The organism is Paratissierella segnis (assembly GCF_014385195.1).
Taxonomy (GTDB): Bacteria; Bacillota; Clostridia; order Tissierellales; family Tissierellaceae; genus Paratissierella; species Paratissierella segnis.
Map to the genome: position 1 here is coordinate 25,626 of NZ_JACRTG010000031.1, position 11,430 is coordinate 37,055.

An 11,430-nucleotide genomic window follows, 5' to 3' on the forward strand; every position below is an offset into this window, starting at 1 on the left:
CTCAGTTCACAATTCACAACCTACACATCATTCTTGTTCTGTAAGTATCATAGGCCCATCTTTTGTAATTGCTATTGTATGTTCAAATTGCGTAGAAAGTTTGCCGTCAAATGTCCTTGCAGTCCAACCATTGTCATCTAATTTCACTCTATATGTCCCTGCATTCACCATAGGCTCTATTGTGATTACCATACCTTCCATAAGCCTAATGCCTCTCCCCGGTATTCCATAATGAAGAACCTGAGGGTCTTCATGCATTTCTCTGCCTATCCCATGACCTACAAAATCCCTCACTACTGAAAACCCATTTTTTTCAACATGAGTTTGGACAGCATGACCTATATCTCCCAGTCTATTTCCTATAATTGCCTGTTCTATCCCTAAATATAAAGATTCTTTGGTTACATCCATAAGCTTACTAGCCTCTTCAGATAATTCTCCAACACCATAACTCCATGCAGAATCAGCCAACCAACCGTCCAAATTCACCACCATATCTATGGTAACTATATCTCCGTTTTTTAACAAATCATCCCTAGGAAATCCATGACATACTTCGTCGTTTATAGACGCACATGTGGCATATTGATATCCATGATAACCTCTCTGTTCAGGATAGGCATTTCTTTCTGCCAAATACTGTTCAACAAATCCATCTATATCCTTTGTGGATATGCCGGGCTTGATTATCTTTGCTATTTCCTTATGTAAATTTGCCAATATAACCCCTGCTTTTTTCATTTTCATTATTTCTTCTTCACTCTTCAATATAATCATCGAATCATTCCTTTCTATAAGATAAATATCTATAAATTACTTTTTGAAATTCATCATTAGTATGTAAATTTTTAAAATCTTTATCCTTTACAATCCATTGAATTAAACTTGGACTCAATAGCAGCGCCCTTGTAATATCACAAATTGCTTTATCTTCGTTTCCTAAAATACTGTTACAACATGCCCTGTTATAATATAAGTCATGAGCGTCGGGATTATTTCTAATACCCTCCGTTAAAATTTTGATCGAACATTCATACATTTTATCTTCAATATAAATAGCAGACATATTTAAATATATATTTCCATATTGAGGATTAATACTTTTAGATTTATTATAATATTCTAGGGCTTTTTCATGATTTCCCAATCTTGTAAATACTACACCCATATTGAACAAAGCCTTATAAAAATCCGGATTAATCTCCAAGCTTTTGTTTATCATTTTAAAAGCCATATCATAATCCCCTAACTCCTCATATAGGGAACCTATGTTATTATAAGTTATATAGTCATTGGGTTCAATTTCTATTACTCTGTAATAATATTCCAATGCTTTTTTTCGATCCCCCATGTTATCAAAAATCGTAGCTATATTATAATATGCCCTCCAGTACCTGGGATTGATACATGCCACTTTCATATAATTTTCCAATGCTTCCTTATTATTTCCTAAGCTTTCTTCTATTAATCCCAGATTGTAATACGCCTCATAATTGTCATTGTCTATTTCTAGGATTTTGTTGTAAATTTCAATTGAATTTTCAATCATATCCAGCTCATCATAAATAACAGCTATATTAAATAAAAGGAGAATAGTATTTTCTCTTTCCCCTTTGTATGAAAGTGCTCTTTTATAAAATTCTAATGCTTTTAATTTGTCGTTTTTCAAATAAAAATTTTCTGCTAATAGCATATAGTTTTTTCTTTTATAGTCCCTCAATCTGTACACCTCATATATAGTTTACCACAATTAAAGAAAAAAAGTAGAGTTATTTCTCTACTTTTAATGCCCTAATTGAATTTAATATAGCTATAATCGAAACACCGACATCCGCAAAAACGGCCGCCCACATTGTAGCAATTCCAAAAGCTCCAAGGACTAGAACTATTAGTTTTATTGCTAATGCCAAGATAATATTCTGCGTCACAATTTTCTTAGTATTTTTTGCTATTTTAATTGCTGTAGCAATCTTACCTATTTCATCCGTCATAATGACTATATCCGAGGCTTCTATGGCTGCATCAGAGCCCAAAGCACCCATTGCAATACCAATGTCAGCCCTTGCCAGTACCGGAGCATCATTTACTCCATCCCCTACAAAAATAACCTTACTGTTAGTTTTTTTGCTCAATATATCCTCAAATGCATTTACCTTATCTTGTGGTAGTAGATCCCCGTACACCTTATCCAACCCTGCTAATTTGCCTACCTTCTCTGCTGTTTCTTGATTATCTCCGGAAAGCATTATAGTTTCTTTTATTCCCAATTTTTTTAACCTTCCAATGTCTTCAGCGGTATTTTCCTTTAATTCATCTGAAACTATTATAGTCCCTATATGTTTATTTCCCTCTGATATATAAACAGTTGTTCCAATGGAATCTACTTCTTCAATTTCAACGCCATTTCCCACTAACAAATCCTTATTTCCTAACAGAATTGTATTGCCGTCTATTTTTGCTTCGATTCCCTTTCCGGAGATCTCCTTATAATCCTTTATATATTCTCTTTGTATTTCTTTGTCATAGGACTCAACTATTGACTTCCCAATAGGATGATTGGAAAATGCCTCACCATATGCAGCAAGTTCCAACACTTCTTCTTTTGAATAATCATCATAATTGAAAATTTTAGTAACTTTAAATGTACCTTTTGTAATAGTTCCCGTCTTGTCAAAAACTATTGTCTCCACATCATTCAAAGCTTCCAAGTAATTTCCGCCTTTTATTAAAATGCCCGATTTTGAAGCTCCTCCAATACCTCCAAAGAAACCTAACGGTATTGAAATAACCAATGCACAAGGGCATGAAATTACAAGAAATATAAATGCTCTATATGCCCAATCCCTTAAATCACCGAAAGCCAAAATTGGGGGTAAAATACCTATAATTAATGCTGAAAAAACAACAACCGGAGTATATATACTTGCAAATTTGGTGATAAAATTTTCAGTAGGTGCTTTTTTACCGGAAGCATTTTCTACTAAATCCAATATCTTAGATACAGTTGATTCACCAAATTCCTTTTCTACTTGAACCTTCAATAGTCCATGATTGTTAACTACCCCTGAAATGATATGATCCCCTTCTCTTATATTTCTCGGAACTGACTCTCCTGTAATATTTGATGTGTCTATGGTTGATTCTCCCTCTACAACTATGCCGTCTAAAGGTACTTTTTCACCTGGTTTTATAAGTATATAATCTCCAATAGCTACATCAGTTGGATTTACGACAGTTATTTCATCTTCGGCTATTAAATTGGCATAATCAGGTTTGATATCAAGAAGCGCAGTAATTGATTTTCTTGAATGATTGACTGCCATTCCCTGAAACATTTCTCCAACTTGATAAAATAGCATTACAGCTACTCCTTCAGGATATTCACCTATGATAAAAGCGCCAAAGGTTGCTAAAGTCATCAAGAAATTCTCATCAAATTGAATACCTGCTGCCACATTTTTTATAGCCCTAATAATTACATCATAGCCCACTATTAAATAACTCAATAGATATGTTATAAATCTTATATTACCTTCTAATTTTAATAAATTTGGTATTATAAATAATATAAGGCTTATCCCTATTCTAATGATATCCTTTTTATCTGCTTTGCCATGATCATGGTTGTGTTCGTGACTGTGAGCATGATTTGCATTAATATCCAGAACTTTAACTTCAGGCTCTACTTTTTTTACAAATTTTTTTATATTGCCTTTTATATCATCTTCATCATTATCATTTATAATATTAATTTTTAATTTTTTAGTAACAAAATCAAGTTGTGCGGAAGATACGCCTTCAATTTCATTTGAAAACTTTTCAATCTTTGCTGCACATCCTGCACAATTAAGTCCTTCCAATTCCAGCTCTATTACCTTCATAAAGTTGTCCCCTTTTTTCAATATTAACATATGAGCAATTGTTCATATGTTAATATTATTATATGTCTATTTATAATTTATGTCAATGAAAAAAGTTGCAAATTTTATGATATAACTGGAAATGAAAAGTCTTTTGGTGCTTATGTCATTCTGAGCGCTAGTGAAGAATCCCATAGTGTATTGTGCATTGAATTATAGATGATACTCACCTATATATTTATAATTTAATCCAGCTTTTTTAATATTTCCGTCTATCAATTTCCATTTATTTTTGATACCTTGGGTATTTGCTAGCGCTTCAAAATAATACATGATGATGCCTGCATCCTCAAATAAAGGTCTTTCTGTGTCTTTGTATGCAATCAGCAATTTAACTATCGGTCCATCTAATACAAATCTCCATGGCTGCAAATTTTTAGTCGATGGAGCAAACCTTGCATAGAAAAATAAATCTCCTAAACCTCTAGTCTCTAAGTCCTCCATATCTACTAACCTATCAAGTCCTTTTTCAAACACCAAATCTTCAACCCCGATTCTTTCACTAAAAGGATCTTGAACGAAAGGATTTTTAGGCTTTTCATATCCTATTGCTAATAAATGATTTACTATAACTATATCATCGCCAAGAATTTCTTTCTTTTTATTTTCATCCACTCCCAAGATGCTAACCCAGCATGTAGATATACCCATTTCATTCAATTTAGTTATTAATTTTTCAGCATAATATGCACTGTATATGATGGTTTTATCATCATCATTTTTAAGCTCTAACAAAATATAATGAGGGCTTTCAATCATCACCCCCGAATAGCCTCCCAATCCCTTCAATCCCCCATATAAGAGTTCTCCATTTTCATATAATCTAAATTTAATATTGCCTGATCCCTCTTCGTTTTCAAATTCCTTCAAATTCAAAGTTAATTCCTCTAATGTGTTGGGATCAATTTTCTTTTTCTTAAAATCTCTAACCGACTTCCTACTCTTCAAAAAATTTGCCATTATCATTTTTATGCCCCCTCCATTTAATTTTATGTTTAATCCAATTTATACATTTAGACTCATACTTCATCTTCTAATCAATGACCCTAAAGTTCTACCCTGGTAACTCTTACCTCTTACCTTTTACTTATTACCTATCCGGAGATCCTTCGCTTTACGCTCAAGGATGACACAGCAGTAATTATCCCGATAAGCTCAACCCTAGCAATTCTTTACTCTTAGTTCTTCACTTTTCTTTCAATTGTGAATTGTGAATCGTGAACTGTGAATTGAATTAAGTTGTGAACTGTAATATATTATTACCCTTTATTATAAGTAAATATAGGTTTTGTGTACAAAGAAATAAAAATTTATGATAGAATTATTAATGTATACAATTATAAGGGGTAATTATTTATATTTCTCCCATTACAAAGGAGCAATTATGGAACTAAGTTTAAATCAAGAAAAAGCAATTAATCATGTCAATGGGCCTGCTTTGGTACTGGCTGTACCCGGAGCAGGAAAAACAACAGTGATAATACATAGAACAATAAATCTAATTTCCAATCATCGGGTAAATCCCGATAAAATTCTATCCATTACATTTAGCAAATCTTCTGCTATGGATATGAAGAATAGGTTTGAAAAAATGTATCCGGGATTTAATAGGACAGGCATTAAATTTTCTACTATCCATTCCTTCTGTTATGGATTAATAAGAGAATATGCGTATATAAAAAAAACAGATTATAAATTAATCGAAGAAGAAAAAAATGCGTTTAATAAATATAATCTCCTTAAGAAGATATATTTAGAAATCAATAATGAGTATATAACGGAAGAAAAGCTTGAAATTCTAATAAGTGCTATAAGCTACATAAAAAATATGATGATAAATCCAAATGACTTTATCAATGCCAATAAAATTGAAATTGATAACTTTTTGAGAATTTATACTGTTTATGAAAATTATAAAAAAAGACATAATTTGTTGGATTTTGATGATATGTTGACTATTTCCTTGGAAATCCTTAATTCAAATAAATATTTGCTTGCGAAATATAGGGATAAATATAACTATATTCAACTGGATGAAGGTCAAGACACATCCAAGATACAGATGGAAATAATACGCCTCTTAGCAAGCCCTAAGGACAATCTCTTTATAGTAGCAGACGATGACCAATCCATATACGGCTTTAGAGGCGCCTATCCGCAAGGTCTATTTGATTTTAAAAAAGACTATCCCAAAGGCAAATTTTTTTATATGGAGAACAACTTTCGTTCTACAAAAAACATCGTTTCATTATCAAATAAATTTATTAAAAAAAATAAAACTAGATATAATAAAAACATTACTACTGAAAATAGCTATCTCGAACCTATCAATATTATAAAAGTTAATAATATTGATGAACAATATAAATATATACTTAAGGGATTGGAAGAAAATGGCCCAAATAGTACAGCTGTTCTTTTTAGAAATAATTTATCTGCCGTCGGTTTAATTGAAATCCTCGAAAAAAATAAGCTCCCCTTTAAAACTAGGGATACAAAGCTAAAGTTCTTTAATCACTGGCTGGTAAATGAAATCTTAAATCTGATGAAATTTGCCGAGGACACTTCTCGAATGGAGATATTTGAAAATTTATATTATAAAATAAAAGGATATATATCGAAAAAACAAATAAATTATGCAAAGACTTTGGACTCAAATGCTTGTGTATTCGATAGGATAATGGAATATCCGGGCATAAGTGAATTTTATAAAAAGAATTTAAGAGAATTGAAGTTGGACTTTAAAAGAATTACCAAATTAAAACCCTATGATGCTATTAAGTATATTGAAAGCATCTTAGAATATGGCGAATATCTAAAGGAAAATTCCAAAAAATACGGTATGACATATGATACCTTAAAAATGTATATTTTTTATTTAGAATTGATTGCAAAGTCGACTAACAGTCTCTCGGAATTTATCGGGAGATTAAATCATCTACAGTATTTATGCTCAAATTCTAATACAAACTCTGATTCTATTACCTTGTCAACTGTACATTCTGCAAAAGGATTAGAATTCGATAGAGTATATATGGTTGACTTAATAGAGGGTGAATTTCCAAACTTTAATCAAGATTCATCAGAGGATCTTGAGTCTTTAGAAGAAGAAAGAAGATTGTTTTATGTTGGAATGACAAGAGCGAAAAAATATCTAACCCTTATTACCTACAAAAATTTAGAAGAAAAACAGCTTGAACAATCCAGATTTTTAGATGAATTACAAGAATTAGATTAATTTATGATTAAAATCCTAAAAAGATGCAATACTATTAATGCAAAAAGTATTATATTTTTAGGAGGGTAGAAAATGGAAAAGCAAAGAAATAGGAACAATAACAACAATAACAACAATAACAAAAATGACAACAGGAAAAATGAAAACAACAGAAATGACAATAACAAAAATGACAACAGGAATCAAAAGAATAAAAGAAACGAAGAAAATGAAGAATAACTAAAATGGGAAAGGTCCTCAAATTGAGGACCTTTTCTATTTAATTACAAATTCTTCAATTCCTTCTGTATCTACTAAAAAGCCTTCTTCACTTTCCATCGCAAAATGACCAGATTCATAAGGCACGCCATTTACGGATATATACACTCTTTCCGAGTCATAAAATTTACCAAAGGTATTGACTATGCTTTTTAAAACTTCAGACTCTAAGGCAGTACCTTCTTTAGTATTCATTAACAATTCTTTCGAAAAATCAACTTTTACTGTCCACTTATTAGTTCTGTCAAAATGAATACTATTAATTTTTATATCCTTTGCCAGTGGTGCTATCAACTCATTTGAAGGTACATTTTTAAGTTTTTCTTCAAATAATTTCTCTATGCTTTGATTAGTATAAAAAAGAATTTTGTCTTCCAGATATACTGATCCGACATCCGAATATAATGGATAAAAAAATTGACTTACATGCTCTAAAGGTTTTGCTTCAATAGAGTTTAGAAGTGTTTCAATTTCATCTCCTTCAGAACCAAATATTCTAGCAACTAAACCTATATTTTTCACATAATACTCTTTTTCGATACCCCCGTCTTTATATTTCGTAACGGTCTCCAATGCTTTGAATTGCCCATAAGGTGTATCAATAGGTTTGTCTAAATTCGTTATTTCTTTAGTATCCCCATCCTCTGTTGACCACGAATTGCCTACAGCTATTGGCTCTTTAAGAATTATATTTTCTTTATCAGCCTTTACATTAAGCATGTTTTCAATATGATAAAATTCGCCTTCACTATAAACCTCAGATAACGCACCATCTTTGTATTCAACAATCTTTATTATATTTGTACCGGGATTCATAATTTTCAGCTGTGCTTTGTTGTCATCAATAAATTCTACAAACACCTTTTGCTCTGCATATTCGTTTCCAATACCTTCATATTCATAAATCTTGTTCTCATAAAAAGGATAATAATCTGTGGCCTTTACCCCTTCATCTAATGCTATAGCTTGGTCACTTGTATTAAGTGTATTATTCTTTTTAGCACCGGTAGAAGTCTGACATCCTCCTATAACCAAAATAAGTGTTAATAATGCAATAATATATAAATGTTTTTTCATATATAATCACCCCTTAAGGATTATTACCTGTATATATTTTTAATATACCTATTAATATTATAATACATTTTAAGGGATATATATTTACGAAACATTTACAAATTGAGTTTTTCCACTCTTATCTGTTCCTATTAACTATTATCTATCTTTTAAAACCGGAGATCCTTCGCTTTACGCTCAAGGATGACACCGCAGTAATTATTCTGATAAGCTCGACCACAGCAAAACTCTTAGTTCTTAACTCTTCACTTTTCTTTAACTGTGAATTAAATCACAATACCTCTACATTAGGGTCTAATTTATAGATTACATCTTTACGTTCTACAATGATAATTGCTCTTTCTGATAGCTTTTTATCTTCTCTTATGGACTCAAGCAACAATCTATTTGGATTTATTGCAATCGGATTTCCCATCATTCTTAGCATGGACAAATCTCCTGTGGTATCCCCATAAGCATAACTATTTTCCAAATCGACATCATATTTTTTAATTAGCTCCTTTATTACCCTTTTTTTGCTTTCAGAATCCCACATTTTGACAATCTCACCTGTAAATTTATTGTCTTCATCAACCAAATACAGCGTTCCCCTAAATTCTGTGGCCCCATATTTTTCAGCCATCTTAGACACTAAAAAGTCAGGGCTTCCGGAGATGAAAAATACCTTATGTCCTTGTTTTTTATGCCATTCAATCTGATTTCTGGAATATTTATAAACCATATCCCCATTTACATTGATGACATGATCAGCAATAAATTCAATATATAGTTTGTTTACTCCTTTAAGATTTTCTAAATAAACACCGGCTAATGTTTCCAGATATTGTTCAAAATCACCATGTCGCTTTTCCCATTCATCATACACCTTTTTTACTTTTGTATACCATATTTCAGGATCAATAACTTCAAAGTTAATTAATTTTATAAAATGTTCAATCATCAAGGAGTTTCTGAATATTGTACCGTCAATATCAAAAAACGCAGCTGTATTTTTCATATCCACCATCCACCCAATTCTTTTTTTATTATTATTACAGTATATGTATTACCCAGAATCAGGAGATCAATTCACTGTTTCAATTCACGATGTGTTCCTTTTTCACTTTATTAAAAACTCGGTAATTATAACCGCTGAATCAGCACGTGTGATGCTGATTTTTTCTTCATCATCTGTTTCTAGAATAAACAGCGAAAATCCATCAATATTTCTTCTCTTATCATCTATATTTATGACAAAATCATCCATAGAAAATACAGTCACTATTTCTGACTTTTTAAGAAGATATTTGTCTTCCTCTTTTAAAATCTGCATCTTTGCAATATTGCCACCTTTTATAATAAAATTGTAGTCTCTACAGTCAAGGGTATTCTTTGAAAATGTACTCCATGAACCATCAAAATATTCCACTTCATATTTGTTCAATTCTCTGTTATATAAGCCCTCATGATATACGCTTAGTTTTCCCTCTAAAGGTAAAATGTATCTTTGATAATTAGTAAAATCTGAAAACTTTGATTCAGTAGATGTAAATGTAGCTGACGAAATTCTCCACAAAAAATCTTTCTCAGAAAAAACCGCATCTTCCGGATATATTACTAATTGAGTTGTTTCTCCACCAGCCCATTTTGTAGTAACAAAATCTTCTTTATTAATAATCTTTTCTTTCATATTGAACACTTTCCTTCTAAATTTTAAAATCTTTCATCGCCTTGTTAAACTCTTCGATTTTCCACTCATCTTTTACTAGCGGAAGGTTTGCTTCTATGTTCATTAAACATCCATAACTCGCTAAAATCAGTGCCCTTGAAAAAGTATTTACGTCGAAATAACATAGAAGTAATACTTTCTCAGTAGTCTTCTAAAAGCGGGTCTTTAAGTTGTATGATTAATAATTTTTATTGTTCGTCTAACAATCTTTTTTCTAGTATTTGATCTATACTAAAGTTTTCTATTTGTAGGTAATATTCTGCTACATCAAGTAAAGACTTCATAGGAACAGTCCCGATAACTTCGCTTCCTACCACATTTACTCCATATCTTCTTGCTTCCATTTTTACCATTTCAAAAGCTTGGTAAACTGCTGATTTTTCATAGTTTACCAGATTCATTGAAACTTGGGTTTGATTTCTTTCTTCAAGTTTTAGTCCTATGGCTTTTACATATCTTAGTCCCCCACCAATATGTCTTATTTTCTTTGCAATTTTACTTGCTATTTCTACATCCGGGGTGTCTAGATTTATATTGAATGCTACCAATGGAACCCTTGCTCCTACTGCTGTAGCGCCACCTTTTACATTCATCTCTTGAGGTCCAAAGTCTGGTTTCCATTCTTCTTTTTTTATTTTTTCAAAGAAACCTTCATATTGACCTTTTCTTACATCTGCAAGATTTCTTCTATCGGGAGTTGTTGCTGCATCTTCATATAGATATACTGGAATTCCCCAGCTTCCTATTTCAGCTCCTACTTCTTTTGCAACATCTACACATTCAGCTATTGTTACATTGGATACAGGTGTAAATGGAATAACATCTGTTGCACCCATTCTAGGGTGAGCTCCTTCGTGTTTTGACATATCTATAAGTTCAGCAGCTTTTCTTGCAGAATTTATAGCAGCTTCTCTTACTTGCTCTGGGGAGCCTATCATTGTAAGTACTGTTCTATTGTGGTCTTTATCAGATGAATAGTCTAAAATTGTAATACCTTCAATTTTTCTAACTTCATCTATAATTTGTTCTACTATTACCTCATTTCTTCCTTCACTAAAGTTTGGTACACATTCCATTAATTTTTTCATAATTTCCTCCTTATTTTTTATTTCGTTTTGTAAACTTAAATGAAAATTGAGGACTCCAACCTCTGTATGGTACAATGTTTTTACCGAAAACAAATACCTCCCAGAAAGGATGAAGTCCTCATGCAAAAAATTGTATCAATA

General features: G+C 31.7%; 10 protein-coding genes. 2 read left to right on the top strand and 8 right to left on the bottom strand.

From position 1 onward, the window contains the following. Window positions 1–27: 27 nt before the first annotated feature. The 4 genes from map to H8707_RS13530 all read right to left on the bottom strand — a co-directional run bounded on the left by map (window position 28) and on the right by H8707_RS13530 (window position 4,886). Window positions 28–777, bottom strand: coding sequence for a type I methionyl aminopeptidase (map, locus tag H8707_RS13515; RefSeq protein WP_262430676.1), 750 nt, complete (start codon window positions 775–777; stop codon window positions 28–30). A 4-nt stretch (window positions 778–781) separates the two neighbouring features. Continuing rightward, complete coding sequence (locus H8707_RS13520; protein WP_262430677.1) at window positions 782–1,693, bottom strand: tetratricopeptide repeat protein; 912 nt, start codon at window positions 1,691–1,693, stop codon at window positions 782–784. Window positions 1,694–1,769: 76 nt separating this feature from the next. Beyond that, the gene (locus H8707_RS13525) at window positions 1,770–3,881 is read right to left on the bottom strand and encodes a heavy metal translocating P-type ATPase (RefSeq protein WP_262430678.1); all 2,112 of its coding nucleotides are present in this window, start codon (window positions 3,879–3,881) and stop codon (window positions 1,770–1,772) included. A gap of 192 nt (window positions 3,882–4,073) precedes the next feature. Continuing rightward, window positions 4,074–4,886 carry a nitroreductase family protein gene (locus tag H8707_RS13530; protein ID WP_262430679.1) on the bottom strand — a complete coding sequence of 271 codons (813 nt, stop codon included), beginning with the start codon at window positions 4,884–4,886 and terminating at the stop codon, window positions 4,074–4,076. Between the two features lie 418 nt (window positions 4,887–5,304). Between H8707_RS13530 and H8707_RS13535 the strand changes: the two genes are divergently transcribed. Together H8707_RS13535 and H8707_RS13540 are read left to right on the top strand one after the other, a co-directional pair. Then, window positions 5,305–7,158: an ATP-dependent helicase gene (locus tag H8707_RS13535; protein WP_262430680.1), complete on the top strand. Its 1,854-nt coding sequence runs from the start codon at window positions 5,305–5,307 to the stop codon at window positions 7,156–7,158. Between the two features lie 72 nt (window positions 7,159–7,230). After that, window positions 7,231–7,377 carry a hypothetical protein gene (locus H8707_RS13540; protein ID WP_262430681.1) on the top strand — a complete coding sequence of 49 codons (147 nt, stop codon included), beginning with the start codon at window positions 7,231–7,233 and terminating at the stop codon, window positions 7,375–7,377. 36 nt (window positions 7,378–7,413) lie between these two features. Here the strand turns inward: H8707_RS13540 and H8707_RS13545 are convergent, their stop codons facing one another. From H8707_RS13545 to ftcD, 4 genes are all read right to left on the bottom strand, one after another. Continuing rightward, window positions 7,414–8,493: a GerMN domain-containing protein gene (locus H8707_RS13545; RefSeq protein ID WP_262430682.1), complete on the bottom strand. Its 1,080-nt coding sequence runs from the start codon at window positions 8,491–8,493 to the stop codon at window positions 7,414–7,416. 271 nt (window positions 8,494–8,764) lie between these two features. Then, entirely contained in the window at window positions 8,765–9,490 is a 726-nt protein-coding gene (locus H8707_RS13550; protein ID WP_262430683.1) for an HAD family hydrolase, read from the bottom strand. Between the two features lie 102 nt (window positions 9,491–9,592). Then, on the bottom strand, window positions 9,593–10,162 hold the full coding sequence (locus H8707_RS13555; RefSeq protein WP_262430684.1) for a HutD family protein: 570 nt from the start codon (window positions 10,160–10,162) through the stop codon (window positions 9,593–9,595). 227 nt (window positions 10,163–10,389) lie between these two features. Beyond that, on the bottom strand, window positions 10,390–11,289 hold the full coding sequence (gene ftcD / locus H8707_RS13560; protein WP_262430685.1) for a glutamate formimidoyltransferase: 900 nt from the start codon (window positions 11,287–11,289) through the stop codon (window positions 10,390–10,392). Between the last annotated feature and the right edge of the window lie 141 nt (window positions 11,290–11,430).

What these genes read in the sequence shown, in the direction of transcription:
- map (WP_262430676.1), bottom strand. Translation starts at nt 777, where the DNA reads ATGATTATATTGAAGAGTGAAGAAGAAATAATGAAAATGAAAAAAGCA.
- H8707_RS13520 (WP_262430677.1), bottom strand. Translation starts at nt 1,693, where the DNA reads ATGCTATTAGCAGAAAATTTTTATTTGAAAAACGACAAATTAAAAGCA.
- H8707_RS13525 (WP_262430678.1), bottom strand. Translation starts at nt 3,881, where the DNA reads ATGAAGGTAATAGAGCTGGAATTGGAAGGACTTAATTGTGCAGGATGT.
- H8707_RS13530 (WP_262430679.1), bottom strand. Translation starts at nt 4,886, where the DNA reads ATGATAATGGCAAATTTTTTGAAGAGTAGGAAGTCGGTTAGAGATTTT.
- H8707_RS13535 (WP_262430680.1), top strand. Translation starts at nt 5,305, where the DNA reads ATGGAACTAAGTTTAAATCAAGAAAAAGCAATTAATCATGTCAATGGG.
- H8707_RS13540 (WP_262430681.1), top strand. Translation starts at nt 7,231, where the DNA reads ATGGAAAAGCAAAGAAATAGGAACAATAACAACAATAACAACAATAAC.
- H8707_RS13545 (WP_262430682.1), bottom strand. Translation starts at nt 8,493, where the DNA reads ATGAAAAAACATTTATATATTATTGCATTATTAACACTTATTTTGGTT.
- H8707_RS13550 (WP_262430683.1), bottom strand. Translation starts at nt 9,490, where the DNA reads ATGAAAAATACAGCTGCGTTTTTTGATATTGACGGTACAATATTCAGA.
- H8707_RS13555 (WP_262430684.1), bottom strand. Translation starts at nt 10,162, where the DNA reads ATGAAAGAAAAGATTATTAATAAAGAAGATTTTGTTACTACAAAATGG.
- ftcD (WP_262430685.1), bottom strand. Translation starts at nt 11,289, where the DNA reads ATGAAAAAATTAATGGAATGTGTACCAAACTTTAGTGAAGGAAGAAAT.